Source organism: Sphingopyxis sp. 10G20-10, assembly GCF_057365075.1.
Genome location: NZ_CP195117.1, coordinates 1,323,746 through 1,341,680, shown reverse-complemented (window position 1 = coordinate 1,341,680; position 17,935 = coordinate 1,323,746). Strand labels below are relative to the sequence as shown.

Genomic DNA, 17,935 nt, shown 5'->3' with positions numbered 1-17,935 from the left:
CGCTTGGCTTTACGCTGCTTTTGCGATCGGCATGGTGATGAAATGCGATGGATCGACCACCAGCAATGACGCCCCATCATGTTCGATTACGGCATCGGCAACCCGCGCCCAGCCGAGCGAAAGCCGCGCCTTGATCGGGCTTTCGGCGGCCTCGATAAAGCAAACATCCTCTATCTCGTCGGCAAGCAAGGCATAACCATGGTCGGCGACATCGACGACGATCACGCGCTGGCCAGCAGACACTTCAATCGCAGGCAGCCCGACGACGACATGCGGATCGATCAGTGTAAAAACACGGCTTCGCAAGGCGAACAGACCGGCGACATGCGGCGGTGCGCCTGGCACGGATTCGGGGTCAGCCAGAGTCACCACCGAATTGATTGCCCGCGAGCGTAGCGCAACACGGGTGTCGGCGATGCGCGCAACGAGATAGAGTTTTTCCATCATTTCTTGGCTCCTGCCGTATGACGACAGAGCGCGTTCAGCACGGCATCCCTGTCATAGCGATAAATGCTGTCATCATCTGGCCCGGTCGAAGTCGGCGACATGCGTAAACGCACGACGGGCATGTCGGATACGGTCAAAGCTTCCTCTGCGCTGTCGTCCATGCACAGGAAAACATCCGCGACCTCGGTCGTTGTGGCGGTTGCCTTCGAGTCGGTGATCACGCGATAGCCAGAGGCGCGCAATATGGGCGCGAGGAAGTTTGCCGCCCAACCGTCCCGATCCGCCGCAAGGCGGCAAAGCGGCTGGCGCTCTGTGGCACCCTTGCCATCTCTGCTGGCATAGTCCTGCATCAGCCAAAAAGGATCAAGCAGGTCGACCGGCTCGCCGCCGACCAGCATCACTCCGGCAACCAACCCCGGCACATTGCTGTGCTGTAACGTGTCCGGCATACGGACAATGTCGATGACCGCTTCGATCGGATAACATAGCATGGTCGCGCCGTCATTCATCCGGATCAGCTTCACCGTTCGGGCAGCTCTGTCCGGCAATCCGTTCATATGGACTGGGAAAATATCGTCACCGATTGTGACATGGACCGCGCCAGCACTTTCAAACAATAGCGTTGCCGGCACGTCTTCGACGCGTTCCACCACCGACAGGCGCACCGCGCGCACGCGCGCATCGCAGTCACGAAAGAGCAGAATCTGCGTCGCATCACGGTCGTTGACGGCCTCGCGGCGTTCTTCTGTTTCGCGGTCGTTCCCCGTTACACCGATGTCGATGGCGGCAACGTCCACCAGCCCTTTGACGTCGAGCAACAAAACGGGCTTGCCGTTGTCGGTGAGGGTCGTGCCCGCATAAAGATTGGTCGCCATGATCATGGGTGCCGCCGGTTTGATCACCAACTCTTCATGATCGTGAATGGCTGCTACGCTCAGCGCATAGGCTTGGCCCTGTCCGGGTTGGATAATCATCAAGGCGCGATCTTCGGGATCGTCATCGGGCTGCGGCACGCCGCCGAGTATCGTTTCCAGACGCACAAGCGCCAGCCGCTCACCGCGAACCGTCGCCACTTCGCCCCCGCCCAGCTTTTCAATGCGCACCATGTCGTTGGTCTCGAGCAAAATTTCCCGCACGGCGCCGCGCGGGACGGCGAAGAATTGACCGGCTGCGGAGACAAGGAGGCCCGAGATAATCGTCAACGTCATGGGCACGCGCAAAATGACAGTCAGCCCGCGCCCTTCCTCATTTTTGAGCTCGACGACCCCGCCGATTTTGCCAAGATTGGATTTGACGATATCCATGCCGACACCGCGCCCCGAAATGGACGTGATTTTGGCCGCCGTCGACAAACCGGCGGCAAAGACAAGATCAAGCTTCTCTTTCGGAGACATGGCGCTGACGTCTTTGCTTTTGATGATTTTCGCCGCCAGCGCTTTGGCGACCAGCGCGTCGGGCGACAGACCCTGACCGTCGTCGCTAATCTCTATCTCGATCTGGTTGCCCGATTGGCGAGCCGACACCGACAGGCTGGCGGTGATATCCTTGCCCTCTGCAACCCGATCTTCGAGCGTTTCAATTCCATGGTCGATGGCGTTGCGAATGATGTGGATCAGGGGATCGCGAATATTTTCCATCATCTCGCGGTCCAGCTCCACCTCGCCGCCATGCGTGATGAATTTGACCTTTTTGCCTAACCCCTGCGCCAGATCGCGGACAATGCGCGGCAGGGGTGCAAATAATTTGTCGATCCGCTGCATCCGCATCTGGCTGACCGAATGACGCATTCCGGCGATGGAATCAGAAAGACGGTCAAAAGAGGCGATGACCGCGGGGCTACAGCCCGATTCGCGCAGTTGCTGCGCGAATTCGTTGCGCGCGAGCACAATATCGGTGACGCCGGTCATCACGCTGTCGAGCAGCGGGAGCGGCACGCGGATCGAGTGCCAGCTCTGGTTGTCAGTCCCCGAATCCATATCGTCGGCCAAGGCAATGCCCGTGGCGACAGGGGCTGTTTCTTCACCCTCTCCTGCATAAAGGGCTCCGATGACATCCTGATCATCGCCCTCTGGTTCGACGCCGCTGCTGCCGAGGTTGGCGCATAATTTGGACAGGCGATCAACAATCGCAAGCACCGCAGTAATCAAAGCCGCGTCGGGTATGCGGTTGCCGCGCCGCACCTGATCAAGTGCGTCCTCGGCCGCATGGGCCAGCGCCGTGACGCGCGGTAAATCCAGAAAGCCAGAGCTGCCCTTGATCGTGTGGACAAGGCGGAAAATCGTATCGAGCCGCTCGCGGTCGGCGGGGGCGGCTTCCCAGGCAACGATGACACTGCCGGCCTCGGCCAGAATTTCCGCCGTTTCGGCCAGAAAGTCAGTTAGCAGTTCGTCCATTGCACCATTCCGGTTGGCTTGCAGTCAAGCCGCATCCATGGCGCACAATGGTTAAGGCCGCGTTTACCCCGGGCCAACGGGCTGAATAATCAACCGCGCAGAACAGCACCGACGAGCAAGGACGTCGGAGTCTCACGCGCCAGCATGACCGTTCCGTCATTCTGTGCCGCCACGGCCTGTACCAGCACCGCCGGGGCCGTGCGCGACGTCATCTCGGTCGCACTCTCGCCCTCGGCAAGGATACGTTCGACATCCTTGTCGACCAAAATACGTTCGGCCTCGGCATGAAGGGCGATTTCGATATTGTCGCCCTGCTTTTCACAACCAATATCCAGCCGCCCGCCACGCACCAGCGCATCAATCAGTATAAGCGACAGGTTGAGGATGATCTTGACCGCCGGTTTGGGCATCGGATCGTCGCTGATCATCCAGTTCAATTCGATGGGCCGGTCTGTCATCAGGCCCTGAATCGCCGACTTGGCCTCATCGGGCGGCACCATCTCGCCAAATCCGCCCGCCGACCCAAAGGCGAGGCGAAAGAATTTCAGCTTGGCCGCCGATGCTCGCGCGCTTTGTTCGAGCAATTCAAAGCAGCGGTCGCGCATCGCGGGGTCTTGTTCGTCACTCAGCAACTCCAGCCCGTTGGCAAAGGCACCAACCGGACTCAGCAAGTCATGGCACAGGCGCGAGGCAATCAGGCTGGCGAAATCGACGCGGTCAGCGGTCATGGATGGTGGTGCTCCCCAAGGGTTCAGCGGTTTCGAATTGGCGCTGTACCTAGGCCACGGCGTGCCGGTAGGGCAAGGGGGCAGCCGATACAGCGGATCACCCCCTTGAACTTTGCCCGCGCCGGACCACATTTCCAGTCATGGTGTTGGGGGACGATCATTTGAAAATTGAACTGCCGGCAACGGCTGTCGGCGCGCGGCTTGACCGGGCGCTGACCGACGCCCTCCCCCAATTTTCGCGGGAGAGGGTGAAGGCGCTGATCAAGGGCGGCCATGTCGCCTCGGCCAGCGGCGCGCTGTTCCGCGACGCGTCTGCCAAGGTCGCCATCGCCGAAACACTGGCCATCAACGTCCCCGAAGCCGCTCCGTCCGAAGCGGTCGCCCAGGATCTGGCGCTCGTCATCGCCTATGAAGACGCCGATGTTATCGTCATCGACAAGCCCGCCGGAATGGTCGTCCATCCCGCTGCGGGCAACGCCGACGGGACGCTGGTCAACGCGCTGCTCCACCATTGCAAAGGCCAGCTTTCGGGCATCGGCGGTGTGGCACGCCCGGGCATTGTTCATCGCATCGACAAGGATACCAGCGGGCTGATTATCGCCGCCAAGCATGATCGTGCCCACGAAGGGCTGGCCAAGCAATTTGCCGCACACAGCATCGACCGCCGCTATCTGGCGCTCGCCACCGGCCGGCCGATGCCGGTGAGCGGCACCATTGATGCGCCGCTCGGCCGGTCGAACACCAACCGCAAAAAAATGGCGGTTGTCACCGAAGGACGCGGAAAACGCGCTGTGACCCACTACCGGACCATTGAGCCTTTGCAGCACGCCAGCCTGATCGAATGTCGACTCGAAACGGGTCGCACGCATCAGGTCCGCGTCCATATGGCGCATATCGGTCACCCGCTCGTCGGTGATCCGGTGTATAGTCGGGCGCGAAAACCTCTGTCAGACGTGCTAAAAGCGCGGGAATTCGTCCGCCAAGCCTTGCACGCCGCCCATTTGGGTTTTATTCATCCTGTGTCCGGTAACAAGATCGCGCTCGACAGCGAACTCCCCACAGACATGCGGGAACTTTTGGACAAATTACGCGTTTAAGTTGCGAATGAAAATCTATCTCGACCGCGGGACAATACGGCGGCATAATCACTACAGAATTTAGGAAAGACACTCTTCCAATGGCAAATAAAAGCAATGTTCCGGCCGTGGTGCCTGCGCTGGGTAGCGAAGCCAGCTTGAACCGCTATTTGTCGGAAATTCGCAAATTTCCGCTTCTGAAGCCCGAGCAGGAATATATGCTCGCCAAGCGTTTTCAGGAACATGGCGACAGCGAAGCCGCGGCGCAGCTGGTGACGTCTCACCTGCGGCTCGTGGCCAAAATCGCTATGGGCTATCGCGGCTATGGCCTGCCGGTCAGCGAACTGATCAGCGAAGGCAATATCGGGCTGATGCAGGGCGTAAAGAAATTCGACCCCGAGCGCGGTTTCCGCCTCGCCACCTATGCGATGTGGTGGATCCGCGCCTCGATTCAGGAATTCATCCTGCGTTCGTGGAGCCTTGTCAAAATGGGCACCACCGCCGCGCAGAAAAAGCTGTTCTTCAACCTCCGCCGGATGAAGAACAACCTCGAAGCTTTCGAGGATGGCGATCTATCACCCGAAAACGTCAAAAAAATCGCGACAGATTTAGGCGTCACAGAGGCCGAAGTGGTCAGCATGAACCGCCGTATGGCGATGGGCGGCGACACCTCGCTGAACGTCCCGATGGGCGAAGATGGCGACAGCCAGTGGCAGGATCTGCTCGGCGATGAAGGCCCGTTGCAGGACGAACGTGTTGCCGAAGCCGAAGAGCGTGACACACGCCATGCGCTGCTCGGTGAAGCGCTGGAAACGCTCAACGAGCGCGAACGCCATATCCTGACCGAACGACGCCTGACCGACGACCCCAAGACGCTCGAGGACTTGAGCCAAGTCTATAATGTCAGCCGCGAACGGGTTCGCCAGATCGAAGTGCGCGCCTTTGAAAAGCTGCAAAAGGCGATGCTCAACCTTGCGGGTGACCGGCAACTGCTAGCGACGTAAACCGCGCGCAACAGCGCCCGCCTGCGCCCGTTCGAACGAGAGGAGAACGATCGTGATGCGTATGTTTTTGCTTGGTGCAGCGACCCTGACCATGGCTATGCAGCCGGTTCACGCTGCCGATCCGCAGGGGCACGCAACGGTCGTCCTCTCCAATTTCAGCTTTACCCCCGAAAATTTGCACCTCCACGCCGGCCAGAAAGTGACGATTCATTTTACGAATGAAGGCTCGGGCGGGCATGATTTTACGGCCCCGGAATTTTTTGCGCAGGCCAATATGGACGCCGCGACCCGTAAAATGGTCGGAAAGAAAGGGCGTGTTTCGCTGGAACGCGACGGAAGCGTCGACATTGTGCTGACCCCCGCCGCCGGAAAATATGACGTGCATTGCTCGCACTTCCTGCACAGCAGCTTTGGCATGACCGGAACCATCACCGTCGATTGAACACGACACCGGTCACCCAACGCCATGTCGTGACAGAGACGGAACGTCCCGCTAATCACGCATCATGACTCATGCAGATAGTCGCCGCAAAAAGCGGTCATTTTCCCGTCGGCGATCAACGCGCCGCAAATTGCCCTGGTATCTGCGGCCGTTCAAATGGCTGTTGTGGTTCATGGCGATTTCTGCGGCTTGGGTGCTGATCTATGCCGTGATTCCGCCGCCCGTCACCTTCACCATGCTGGCCGACAGCAACGGCATCACAAAGGACTGGACGCGGCTATCCTCTATCGACCGCAATATGGTGCGCGCTGTGATCGCCGCCGAGGATGGCAAATTTTGCAGCCATGACGGCTTTGACCGTGAGGCGATTGAAAAAGCGATCGCGCGCAATGCCAAAGGCAAAAAATTGCGCGGCGGATCGACGATCAGTCAACAAACCGCCAAAAACGTCTTTCTGTGGCAGGGCAGCGGCTGGACGCGCTATGTCCGCAAAGTGCCAGAGGTGTGGTTCACCTTCCTGATCGAAAAAATCTGGGGCAAGCGGCGGATTATGGAAATGTACCTCAACGTCGCCGAAACCGGCATTGGCACCTATGGCGTCGAAGAGGGGGCGCGGCGCTATTTCAAACATGGTGCAGCGAAATTGTCGCCGACCGAGGCGGCAAAACTCGCCGCGATCCTGCCGCTCCCCAAAAAGCGCGCCGCCATCAGCCCCAGCGGCTTCACCCGCCGTTACGGCAACACCATCCGCGCCCGCATCGGCGCGGTGCGGCGCGATGGGCTGGACGCCTGCATCTATAACTGACCGCTATGTTCGGGCGTTTTTGGGAACCCAGTTGCGCAAATCTTCGGCTTGTTTGAGCACGTCAAACGCCGCCTGCCCCGCCTGAAAGCGTTTGGCGGCTTCGGCATCGCCTGGCTTCACGTCGGGATGCGTTTCTTTGGCAAGCGCGCGCCACGCCTTTTTAATCGTCTCAAAATCAGCATCGACTTCACAATCGAGGATGTCGAGCGCGCGCATCTCGTCACCGCTCCGCGTCCCGTCACCGGGACCGCTCCATTCATAATGCTGTGCCTTGGCATAGCTCCGCGCACCGCGCGTTTCCTCGGCGGCGCGGGCGGCGGCTTCTTCGGCGCTCAAGCCTTCGAAATAGTCCCAGCCGCGATTATATTCGGCGGCATGGGTTTCACAAAAGAGCCAGCGGTCTGGGCTGTTGGGCGATTTGGGCGCGGGGCAGCGCCCCGGATTGGTGCAGCCATGGCGATCACACAGCTTGACCGTTTGGGCTTCGCGGCTCGATTCATAGCTGCGCCAGCGGGGAAATCCCCAGTCATCGGATCTTTTGGCACGTTTCATCCCGGTGCATGTAGCGACGCGAGCCGCTGATTACCAGCCGCACACCGGGCCAGAGCTAATCTTTCGACCTATATCCAAAAGCCTTGGTCGCGAGTTTTGCCACTGCCGGATCAAGTTCGGGCGGAATCATCGATACCGCGGCCTCCAACGTGTCGGCAATATGAGTTAGCGCGGCGATCCGTGCCGCTTTTTTGTTGTTGCCGTCGATGACCTTCCACGGCGCCCAGCGCGTGTCGGTATGCTCGAACATCTCGGTCATGGCGGTCAGATAGTCGGCTCGTTTTGCCCGATTGCGATAATCTTCTGTGCCGGTTTTCCACCGCTTCCAAGGGCTATTGAGGCGATCGGCAAAGCGCTTGTCCTGTTCTTCCTGCGTGATGTGCAGAAAGATTTTGACCAAATTGGTATTGCTGCCGGTCAGCTGCGCCTCGAACTCGTTGATCTCGTCATAGCCTTTGCGCCATTCGGTTTCGGTCGCGAAACCCTCGACCCGTTCGACCAGCACCCGCCCGTACCAGCTGCGGTCAAAGACCGCGATCTCGCGCTTGCCGGGAAGCCGCGTCCAGAAACGCCACAGGAAATGCCGCGCTTTCGCCTCGTCGGTCGGTGCGCCAATCGGCCAAACCTCGAAATAGCGCGGGTCGAGCCGCGCGGTCAGTCGCTTGATGGTGCCGCCCTTGCCGCCTGCATCCCAACCTTCGAACATGATGACGCTGCGCTGACCGTGAGTGATATGCGCGGCCTGAATACGCTCCAGCCGTTTTTGCAACGCGACCAGATCGTCGGCATAATGGCCGTCATATTTGTCACCCGATTCAAAGTCGGAAAGCTCAATCGCCATCATAGCACCCCATTTTCTGGCGTTTGCGCTAACACAGCAGAGCAGCCAAATCGACGCGATTAACCCTGATTTACCGTCCCAAGCTGCAACGCCAACAGGTCTGCCACGCGCTGCGGTGCTTCCATCGGAATAAAGTGGCTATGCTCGGCCCATTGCTCGTTACGCACCGCGCCGATGGATGCGCCTAGATCGGGCCATGTCGGGCTTTGCGAAAAGTCGAGCATACCATCGCGGTCGCCGGATTTGGCACGAATGACGGTCGCAGGAGCCGTCATGTTGGTCAGCCAGCCATGCGGGCTGTTCCGCAGCGCCCCCTGATAGACCGATGCCTCAAGCGCAGGCGGACAGGCAAGCTCCCATCCCGCCCCTTCGGTTGAAGGGAGCAAGCCATAACTGGCATAGTCGGCCAACACGTCTGGCTGCCATGCTGAATAGGGCAGCCTATCCGCAAAACGAGCGACCATCTGAGCCGGTCCCTCCCAGTCATTGCGCCGCCGCGCAATCGGATGGTCGGCGGGATCGGGAAACATTATGTCCGTCGAACTGGCATAAGCTGCGGGGTCAAATATCGTCGGATCGATCAGCACAAGATGGCAAAACGCCGCGGGACGTTCGGCGGCGAGGCGCGACAGCACATAACCGCCCATACTATGCCCGCAACCGACGAGCGGCGTGTCGGCCAACAGATCAACGAGCGGCAACAGCGCGTCGGCGGTTACGCGCCAGTCGCCGAGCGTCGCTGGCCGGAAACTGCGCCCATGTCCCGGAAGATCGGGCGCAATGACATGTGTTTCTGGCGGCAGATACGCGACAACCTGATCCCAAAGCCGCGCATGAAATCCGGTCGCATGGAGCAAAAGCAACGTCGGCGCATCGCTCCGTTGGCCCCATTCGAACCAGCAAATGTCCCCGCCATCACTGGCTGTATAATGCTCGCGCGGGCTGTTCACTCTAGCTTTTTGGGCCGTCGATAATGCGGATGCCCAATTCCTTCAGCTGTTTGTCGCCGACCGGAGCCGGTGCGCCCATCATCAGATCTTCGGCCTTTTGGTTCATCGGGAAGATCACGACTTCGCGGATATTGGGTTCATCGGCGAGCAGCATGACGATCCGGTCCACACCCGGTGCCGAGCCACCATGCGGCGGAGCGCCATATTTGAACGCATTGATCATGCCGCTGAAATTCGCATCGACCTCGGCCTGGCTATAACCGGCAATTCCGAACGCCTTGTACATGATGTCGGGGCGATGGTTCCGGATCGCGCCCGACGACAGCTCGACGCCGTTGCAGACAATGTCATATTGCCACGCCAATATGTCGAGCGGGTCCTTGGTTTCCAGCGCCTCCAACTCCCCCTGCGGCATCGAAAACGGGTTGTGCGAAAAGTCGATCTTGCCGGTGTCTTCGTCGGCCTCGAACATCGGGAAATCGACGATCCAGCACAATTTGAACGCATTGGGGTCGATGAGGTCAAGCTGTTCGGCAGCGCGGGTGCGCGCCAGACCGGCCAGCTTGGCGGCTTGCGCTTCCTTGCCAGCGGCAAAGAACAGGCCATCATCGGGACCAAGCCCCAGCGCGTCCGCCATCACGTCCATCTTGTCGGGGCCATGGTTTTTGGCGATCGGGCCACCCCATTCGCCGCCCTTGCGCGTCGCATAACCCAGCCCGGCAAAGCCTTCGCCCTGTGCCCAGCTGTTCATCTCGTCAAAGAATTTGCGGCTTTTTTCGGCGGTGCCGGGGGCCGGAATAGCGCGCACCACGTCGCCAGCGGCCACAATATCGGCAAAGCGGCCAAATCCCGAACCGGTGAAATGCTCCGACACATCGCTGATCAAAATCGGGTTGCGAAGGTCGGGCTTGTCGCTGCCATATTTCAGCATCGATTCCTTATAGGGAATGCGCGGGAACTGGCCCGAAGGCGTCACCGACTTGCCGTTGGCAAATTCCTCGAACACACCCGCCAGCACGGGTTCGATGGCATTAAAAACATCGTCCTGCGTGACAAAGCTCATTTCGAAATCGAGCTGGTAAAATTCGCCCGGACTGCGATCAGCGCGGGCGTCTTCATCGCGAAAGCAGGGTGCAATCTGGAAATAACGGTCAAAGCCCGCGACCATCAGCAATTGTTTGAACATCTGCGGTGCCTGCGGCAGCGCATAGAATTTGCCGGGATGGACGCGGCTCGGCACCAGATAATCACGCGCGCCTTCGGGCGACGACGCGGTCAGAATGGGGGTCTGATATTCGGTAAAGCCCTGATCGGTCATCCGGCGGCGCAGGCTGGCAATGACGTTCGACCGCAGCATGATATTGGCGTGGAGCCGTTCGCGGCGCAAATCGAGGAAGCGATATTTCAGGCGGATGTCCTCGGGATATTCCTGCTCCCCCGCCACCGGCATCGGCAGTTCGGCGGCGGCCGATTGCACGACCACTTCGCGCGCGCGCACTTCGATAGCACCCGTTGGCAAACCGCTGTTCACCGTCTCGGGCGACCGCGCCACGACATCACCCGTCACCGTCACCACGCTTTCGCTACGCAGCGCATCGAGGGTGGCGAACACGGCATCGCTCGAATCGGCGACAATCTGGGTCAGCCCATGATGATCGCGCAGATCGACGAACAACAGCCCGCCATGATCGCGCTTGCGATGCACCCAGCCGGAAATACGAACCGACTGACCGACGGCCTCGGCGCGAAGCTGGCCGCAATGATGAGTGCGATAGGCGTGCATGTTTTTGGTCTTTCAATCTATCGAAGGAGGCACGGCCAAAGGCCGGACATATGGCCGCGCCTAAGGCAGGGCGCAGCGCCTTTTGTCAAGGGTTGACGCGAATTTCGGGGCCATTCGACGACCTATCCTGTCAGCCCCAGATGGTTGAGAACGGGGCTGCAAAACAAGTGTCGATCCGCCGTTTTGGGGATCAGCCGATCGCGGGCGGCCTTCCATATCGCCAGATCGGCGCCATAGTCGATGCCGATGCGCGCGGCGTCAAGCTGACAGCTTTTTGCCCAGTGACGCGTAAAATCGATGCCATCGGCGTCGAGAGCCTCGGTCACATAGCCATAGGCCTGCGCGGTTCGTTCGCTTCGTGGTCCATCAAAATCGATCACGGCATTATGGGCAAATTTCGCCTGCGCCAACAGCCCCTGCGCGCGTTCCATGAAACGCAGCGTGATAACCGTCGAGCCACCGTGCCGTGCATAGATGCGGCAGATATGTTCAAACACACGTGCCAAATCGGCGCGATCAATGGTGACAGAGGCGTTGAACAAATCGGCAAGGGGCCGATGCGTATCCAGCCCCTCGCCCCATGTGCCATAAACTGGCGGATCGTCGACATCAGGCCCGCTCGCATAGCCCTGCTTCATCGCAAATTGCAGCAACGCGCCGCGCGCCCATGGAAAATCGTTGAGCAGCTTTCCCAACATACTCAGCGCATCATAGCCCGCCCCAAGGGCTCCCGGCGTCGCGTGCGGATAATCGGGTCGCCACGGCTCGGCATAGAGAAAACGAAGCATCGCCGGGCGCTTGAACGGATGATAGGGATTGACGATCATCTGAACGAAATCAGGCTCTTGGTCGAGTGCATAGGCCCCAGAAAAGCGGCGAAAATCTCCATCCGCCAACCAGTTGAGAGCATCTGCATCGACGCGGCGCAAATTCTGGATAGGCCGGACAAGGAATTTCGGAACGCTGTCGACCACAAACGCCGTGACAATCCCCAAAGCCCCGACCGGCAGGCAGGCCGCTGAAAAAACTTCCGAGTTGCGCAGTCCTTTCGAACCCGTGGCGGCAATAAAATCGTCGCTCATCAACCCGGCGGTCGGTTCGATCCAGTGGATGCCCGAAGGCGTGACCAGCTGAACGGCGCGAATATGGTCCTGAATGGCACCCCGCGCGACCATGGAGCCGTGGGTGCCCGACGCACAGGCACCGGCAAAGGTCTGGCCATTGCCCGCGCCGCTTGTCCATAAAGACCGGCCTTGCGATTCCAGCTTGTCGGACACCTCGTCGACCAGCGCCCCGGCCTCGATCAGCATCAACGCAGAAGCGTCAATGCCGGGACGGACGTCGGCGTCCGACAGGCGGAAACAGCGGTTGAACCGGCGCGTGTGCAACAGCCAGCTATCATCGCAGATATTGATGTTCGATGGCGACCAGCCAGAGCCGACGGGGCGCACAAATTTGCCCGCCGCCTTCGCCTGACCCAGCCAGTCCTTCACCAATCTGGCTGCAATCGCCAACTCGTCGCGACCGCTTATGGCATCGCCGCTACGCAGGCCAAAGCGCGACACATTATGCGCACAGCCGGTGCCATGATAATTTGTCCAATCGACACCCGGCTTATCCAGCTGGATAATCGGCATCACGCCTCTCCCAAAGGCAGCACACCGGCGTGCGCCCGCCACGCGACTGTGACGGGCCGAAGAAAGCCAAAGCTGGCAATCGCGATCAGCATCTGTCGGCGCGTTGCAAAGATTCGCACATCGCAGAATCCCCAGTCGCTCGCCGATGCGATGAAAGGCTGCGCCGCATGGGTCGCAAAACCCCAGCCCTTCAGCGTGATGACCATTTTTACTTCATCCAGCGGACGTGGATTGGCGATCGAAAGAAAAATATCCGCCTGCCCGGCCGCATACTGGCCGATCAGCAACGCCAGCCCCAGTAACGCCAAGGCCCAACCCAACCAGATCATCATTTTGTCCCCTCGATATTGCTCGGCCGGTGTTCCGGCTCACGACCCCGAAGAGAATGAGCAATTTTTCCCTGCCCATCGCGTAAACCTAGATGTATAGGCGCAACATGCAAGTCCATCCGCTTATCGAAACCAACGCTGCTCTCCGCGAATTTTGCGACCTCATCAAAGACAGCGACTTCATCGCCGTCGATACAGAGTTCATGCGCGAAAATACGTTTTGGCCAGAGCTGTGCCTGATTCAGGTCGCCGACCGCAACCATGCGGCGGGCATCGATCCGCTGGCTCCCGACATGGACCTGAAGCCGTTGCTCGACCTGATCGTCGAGAATGAGGATATGCTGAAGGTGTTCCACGCCGGCGGGCAGGATGTCGAAATCATCTTCAACCTGACTGGTAAGACGCCGCACCCTATTTTCGACACCCAGATCGGCCAGATGGCCATGGGACAGGCCGAACAGGTCGGATATGCCAATCTGGTGGAAAGCTGGCTCGGCTTTGTCCTCGACAAGGGCGCACGCTTTACCGACTGGAGCCGCCGCCCGCTCGACAAGCGCCAGATCGACTATGCCATCGGCGATGTGACGCATCTGGCCAAGATATTCCCGATGATGCTCGACAAGCTTGTTTCTACCGACCGTGGCCATTGGCTCGACGAGGAAATGGAAAAGCTCGCCGACCCCAGCAACTATAGCGTCGATCCCGAAAATGCATGGCAGCGGGTCAAAATCCCGTCACGCAAACCGGAAGTCTTGGGCCGGTTGCAAGCTCTGGCGGCGTGGCGCGAACGCGAAGCGCGCGGCAAGAATTTACCGCGCGGGCGCATCGTCAAGGATGAGACGCTGGCCGATCTGGCGGCGCATCCGCCCAAGGATCAGGACGGGCTGGGCCGCGTGCGCGGGCTTTCGGCGACGTGGAAATCCAACGATATTGGCGGCCGGTTGATGGATGCGATCAGCAAAGCCCAGCCGATGGCGCGCGACGCGATTCCGGACCGCAGCGCCCGTGGGCCGGGACTGGGCAAGGAAGGCGCACTGGTCGCCGACCTCCTCAAACTCCTGCTCAAAATTCGCGCCCGAGAGCTTAATGTCGCGTCGCGTTTGATCGCACGCAGCGATGATCTGGAGGCTCTGGCCGCCGGTCGCCGCCGCGACGACATTCCGATGATGCAGGGCTGGCGCTATGATATTTTTGGCCGCGAGGCACAGGATCTGGTTGACGGGCGTATGGGCTTTGCCGTCAAAGGCGGCAAGCTGGTGATGAGCTATATCGATACGGCAGAACCCGTCGCGGATTAAAGCAGCACCAGTTCCGGTTTCGCATCCAATGCTTGCGCCAGCGCGCGCAATCGCCGCTCGACACCCTCACCGGCCAGCGCATGCCAATCGGGCTTAAGGCCAAGCGTCAACTGACCGTCCGAAAGTCCAATCACGGCCCCTTCCAGCGGAGCCTCTATGCCGCCGGTGAGCCGCTGCGCGAGCCGGATTGCCAATCCCCATTGCCGCGCCCGCGCCAGCCGCTCATCATCGATCAGGGTCGGCATCGACGGAAAATCATTGTCGGAGCCACCAAAGCCCGCATGAAGCGCGCGAGCGAGCAGGACTCGACCCGGAATGTCGATCCCGCGCCAATTGCCATGCAGTCCGATTTCGGTGCCGCGCTCGGCACGAAAATCGGGATTGGCCGACCACGCCACATCGCTGAGCAGACAGGCCGCAAGACGGATACGGTTTTCGACCATATCCCGGTCATCGAACAACGGCGCTATCCAGTCGGCGATGGCGCGGCCATGCGGCGCGAAGCGCGCGAGTTTGCGTCCTTCAAATTCCGCCGCTACGATGAGCGGGTCCTGCTGCCGCGTCGGATTGTCGAGCGCCTGAAACAACAGCCCTTCGCGCAGCCCCGATGACGAGACCGTCATTTCGGGCACGTCGATAATATTGACCAGCGCGGCAAGCAACGCCGCCGCATCGGGCAACGTCGCGGCCCGGTTTGATGCCATGCCGGAAATCGCCTTCAACTGCTCAAAGCTCAGCCTATTGGTCGCACGCACAAGACGGCGGATCGCGCTGCGCGACATTTCATGCTGGTCAAGCACGGCGAGCGGATCTCCGGTCAGTTCTAAGTCCAACCGCGCAAGCGCGCGCCACGATCCGCCGACAAGGTAAAGCGGCTGGCCCTTGAGCGTACCCGGCCAGCCCTCTGCCTTGAGCATTTTGAGGATATGATGCTCAAATTTCTGCTGCCCATTCACACGGAGCGCGGGCAGTCGCAGCACGCCCAGCGGAAAGGAGACGGTGGTGCCGACCTTTCCCCCCGACACCTCGGCAAGCTCTAGGCTCCCGCCTCCCAGATCGACCGCAATTCCGTGTGCATCGGGGATCGCCGCCAACACACCATGACCCGATGCACGCGCTTCCGCCATGCCGGACAGCAAGGATATTTCGAGCCCGGCCTTCGCTGCTCCCGCCACGAAATCGGGACCGTTTTCGGCATCGCGCACCGCCGCGGTGGCAACGCAATGAAGTTCATCGACCTCCATATGGCGGGCGAGGAGCGCATAGCGCTGGAGGGCGCGCAGTCCGCGTCCGGCGTCTTCATCCGCAATCCGGCCATCAATCGGCAGACCACGCCCAAGGCCCGCCGCCACTTTCTCGTTGAAGATGACAGCAGGCGCGCGGCGCGGACCTTCGTACACGACGAGGCGAACCGAGTTCGACCCGATATCAATAACCGCAGAGCGATGAACCGAAGACTTGCCGGAGCGGTGCTTGGCCAACTTGTCAGCCCTCGCGGACATGAAAGTCGAGGGTCGGGACATCATGACGTTGATGGAGCGCGGTTCCGCGACCGGATAGTGACGGGTTCGTCATGAAATAATGGTGCAAATTAAATGGCTTATCACCCTTTTCAACCCGTATGTATGTACCATCGGATTCCAATATCCAGCTTTGTTCATTGTCGATGAGATTGGCGACGAGGACTTGGTCCAGGATCTGGTCATGGACGGTCGGGTTTTCGATCGGAATCATATATTCGACGCGGCGGTCAAAATTGCGCGGCATCCAGTCGGCGCTACTGATGAACAGCTTGGCCTTACCATGGGGCAGCGCTGCGCCGTTGGCGAACGCCCAGATGCGGCTGTGTTCCAGAAAACGGCCCACCACCGATTTGACACGGATGGTTTCAGAGAGGCCGGAAACACCGGGACGCAGGCAACAGATTCCGCGCACGATCAATTCGACCGGAACCCCTGCAGCGCTGGCCTCATATAGTTTGTCGATGATTTCCGGGTCGACCAGACTGTTCATCTTGGCCCAAATGCCTGACGGAAGCCCTTTGTTCGCGGTGGCAATTTCGGCGTCGATCAGGCGGCACAAATGCCCGCGCATATCAAGCGGCGACATGGTAATCATGTCGAGCCGTTCGGGTTCGACATAGCCGGTGATATAATTGAACAATTGCGCCGCATCGCGTCCCGCGCGCGGGTCGGCGGTGAAAAAGCTGAGGTCGGTGTAAATGCGCGCCGTCACCGGATGATAATTGCCGGTTCCGAAGTGGCAATAGGTGCGATACCCCTGCCCTTCACGGCGCACGACCATCGATATTTTGGCGTGGGTCTTCCACTCGATAAAGCCGTAAACAACCTGAACGCCCGCGCGTTCCAGCTGGTTCGCCCACAGCAGATTCTGTTCCTCGTCAAAACGCGCCTTCAGCTCGACGACAGCGGTCACCGATTTCCCCGCCTCCGCCGCCTCGATCAGTGCGCGAATAACCGGCGACTGGTGGCCAGCGCGATAGAGCGTCTGCTTGATCGCAACGACATCGGGGTCGGCGGCGGCCTGTCGCAGAAAGGACAGGACGACGTCAAAGCTTTCATAGGGATGATGAACCAATATATCCTTGCTGCGAATAGCGGCAAAACAATCGCCGCCATGTTCGCGGATACGCTCGGGAAAACGCGCCGAAAAGGCAGGGAACTTCAGATCGGGCCGATCGACGTCAACAAGCACCGACAAAGCGGCCAGTCCGACAAAACCGTCAATCTTCGCAACAATCGCCTCATGCCCCTGAATATCGGCATTAAGCACCGCCGCCAGCTCCGCCGGCATATCGGCACCCAGCTCAAGCAAGATAACACGGCCACGCCGACGGCGACGAATAGCCGTACGAAACAACCGAACCAGATCTTCGGCCTCTTCTTCTATTTCAATGTCGCTGTCGCGAATGATGCGAAAGACGCCGCGCGCGCGGATGCGATAGCCAGGAAAAAGCAGATCCCCGAATAATTCTATAAGAAATTCGATCGGAACAAATCCCGCCGCCCCACCCTCAACCGGCACAAAGCGCGGCAGCGATGAGGGAATAAGAACCAGTTCGCGGATATTTTCGCCCGTCGCGGTGCGTTCAAGGTCGAATATCAGACCCAATCCACGATTGGGTACGAACGGAAAGGGATGGGCCGGATCAAGCACTTGCGGCGTGAGGATCGGGAAAATTTGATCGATAAAATATTGTCGCAACGCCTCACGAATAGGGGCCGCCTCGGACTTCGGGCCGTGGACAATCAGCCCCTTTTGACCGAGCAAGTCGCGCAGGTCCTTCCACTCGCTTTGCTGTTCATCGACAAGGCGGTTCACCTCCGCCTCAATTTCCGCGAGTTGCTGGCCGGGTGTGCGGCCATCGGCAGAGGGCGTACCAATACCCTGAAGCTGTTGCCCCTTCAGTCCGGCGACTCGTACCATGAAAAATTCGTCGAGATTGCTGCCCGAAATCGACAGGAAGCGCAGGCGTTCGAGCAGCGGGTGGGCGCGGTTATGCGCTTCTTCCATCACGCGGCGGTTGAACGCCAGCCAGCTGATTTCGCGGTTGAAAAATCGATGCCGCGCATCCTTACCGGCAACCGTCCCGGCCCGATCTTCGCCCGCCAGATTGCGGCCCGGCACCG

16 protein-coding genes are annotated in these 17,935 nt (G+C 59.7%); 5 read left to right on the top strand and 11 right to left on the bottom strand.

Features of this window, described 5'->3' with window-relative positions; translation table 11 throughout:
- Positions 1-9 precede the first annotated feature (9 nt).
- The 3 genes from ACR3XE_RS06510 to ACR3XE_RS06500 all read right to left on the bottom strand — a co-directional run bounded on the left by ACR3XE_RS06510 (position 10) and on the right by ACR3XE_RS06500 (position 3,568).
- Entirely contained in the window at positions 10-447 is a 438-nt protein-coding gene (locus ACR3XE_RS06510; RefSeq protein WP_473698431.1) for a chemotaxis protein CheW, read from the bottom strand.
- Positions 444-2,840: a chemotaxis protein CheA gene (locus ACR3XE_RS06505; RefSeq protein ID WP_473698432.1), complete on the bottom strand. Its 2,397-nt coding sequence runs from the start codon at positions 2,838-2,840 to the stop codon at positions 444-446. The genes ACR3XE_RS06510 and ACR3XE_RS06505 overlap by 4 nt, the downstream gene beginning before the upstream one ends.
- 89 nt (positions 2,841-2,929) lie before the next feature.
- Positions 2,930-3,568 carry a histidine phosphotransferase family protein gene (locus ACR3XE_RS06500; protein ID WP_473698433.1) on the bottom strand — a complete coding sequence of 213 codons (639 nt, stop codon included), beginning with the start codon at positions 3,566-3,568 and terminating at the stop codon, positions 2,930-2,932.
- Between the two features lie 140 nt (positions 3,569-3,708).
- Between ACR3XE_RS06500 and ACR3XE_RS06495 the strand changes: the two genes are divergently transcribed.
- The 4 genes from ACR3XE_RS06495 (at position 3,709) to mtgA (ending at position 6,895) form a co-directional block, all read left to right on the top strand.
- Positions 3,709-4,665: an RluA family pseudouridine synthase gene (locus tag ACR3XE_RS06495; protein ID WP_473698434.1), complete on the top strand. Its 957-nt coding sequence runs from the start codon at positions 3,709-3,711 to the stop codon at positions 4,663-4,665.
- A gap of 80 nt (positions 4,666-4,745) precedes the next feature.
- Positions 4,746-5,648 (top strand): RNA polymerase sigma factor RpoH, encoded by a 903-nt coding sequence (gene rpoH, locus ACR3XE_RS06490; protein ID WP_473698435.1) that lies wholly within the window; start codon positions 4,746-4,748, stop codon positions 5,646-5,648.
- Positions 5,649-5,703: 55 nt separating this feature from the next.
- Complete coding sequence (locus tag ACR3XE_RS06485; RefSeq protein ID WP_473700345.1) at positions 5,704-6,090, top strand: cupredoxin domain-containing protein; 387 nt, start codon at positions 5,704-5,706, stop codon at positions 6,088-6,090.
- 64 nt (positions 6,091-6,154) lie between these two features.
- Positions 6,155-6,895: a monofunctional biosynthetic peptidoglycan transglycosylase gene (gene mtgA / locus ACR3XE_RS06480; RefSeq protein WP_473698436.1), complete on the top strand. Its 741-nt coding sequence runs from the start codon at positions 6,155-6,157 to the stop codon at positions 6,893-6,895.
- A gap of 3 nt (positions 6,896-6,898) precedes the next feature.
- On the opposite strand, the gene ACR3XE_RS06475 is transcribed toward mtgA, so the two are convergent.
- From ACR3XE_RS06475 to ACR3XE_RS06450, 6 genes are all read right to left on the bottom strand, one after another.
- Positions 6,899-7,447: a J domain-containing protein gene (locus tag ACR3XE_RS06475; RefSeq protein WP_473698437.1), complete on the bottom strand. Its 549-nt coding sequence runs from the start codon at positions 7,445-7,447 to the stop codon at positions 6,899-6,901.
- A 55-nt stretch (positions 7,448-7,502) separates the two neighbouring features.
- Positions 7,503-8,288 (bottom strand): polyphosphate kinase 2 family protein, encoded by a 786-nt coding sequence (locus ACR3XE_RS06470; RefSeq protein WP_473700346.1) that lies wholly within the window; start codon positions 8,286-8,288, stop codon positions 7,503-7,505.
- A 59-nt stretch (positions 8,289-8,347) separates the two neighbouring features.
- Complete coding sequence (locus tag ACR3XE_RS06465) at positions 8,348-9,238, bottom strand: alpha/beta fold hydrolase (RefSeq protein WP_473698438.1); 891 nt, start codon at positions 9,236-9,238, stop codon at positions 8,348-8,350.
- Position 9,239: 1 nt separating this feature from the next.
- Positions 9,240-11,021, bottom strand: a complete 1,782-nt coding sequence (aspS, locus tag ACR3XE_RS06460; protein ID WP_486185992.1) for an aspartate--tRNA ligase — start codon at positions 11,019-11,021, stop codon at positions 9,240-9,242.
- A gap of 122 nt (positions 11,022-11,143) precedes the next feature.
- Entirely contained in the window at positions 11,144-12,658 is a 1,515-nt protein-coding gene (locus tag ACR3XE_RS06455; RefSeq protein WP_473698439.1) for an FAD-binding protein, read from the bottom strand.
- Complete coding sequence (locus tag ACR3XE_RS06450; protein WP_473698440.1) at positions 12,658-12,990, bottom strand: hypothetical protein; 333 nt, start codon at positions 12,988-12,990, stop codon at positions 12,658-12,660. The genes ACR3XE_RS06455 and ACR3XE_RS06450 overlap by 1 nt, the downstream gene beginning before the upstream one ends.
- A gap of 104 nt (positions 12,991-13,094) precedes the next feature.
- On the opposite strand from ACR3XE_RS06450, the gene rnd reads away from it, so the two are divergent.
- Complete coding sequence (gene rnd / locus ACR3XE_RS06445) at positions 13,095-14,285, top strand: ribonuclease D (protein WP_473698441.1); 1,191 nt, start codon at positions 13,095-13,097, stop codon at positions 14,283-14,285.
- Here the strand turns inward: rnd and ACR3XE_RS06440 are convergent.
- Complete coding sequence (locus tag ACR3XE_RS06440; protein ID WP_486185991.1) at positions 14,282-15,787, bottom strand: Ppx/GppA family phosphatase; 1,506 nt, start codon at positions 15,785-15,787, stop codon at positions 14,282-14,284. The genes rnd and ACR3XE_RS06440 overlap by 4 nt on opposite strands.
- Positions 15,771-17,918: an RNA degradosome polyphosphate kinase gene (locus tag ACR3XE_RS06435; protein WP_473700347.1), complete on the bottom strand. Its 2,148-nt coding sequence runs from the start codon at positions 17,916-17,918 to the stop codon at positions 15,771-15,773. The genes ACR3XE_RS06440 and ACR3XE_RS06435 overlap by 17 nt, the downstream gene beginning before the upstream one ends.
- Positions 17,919-17,935 lie beyond the last annotated feature (17 nt).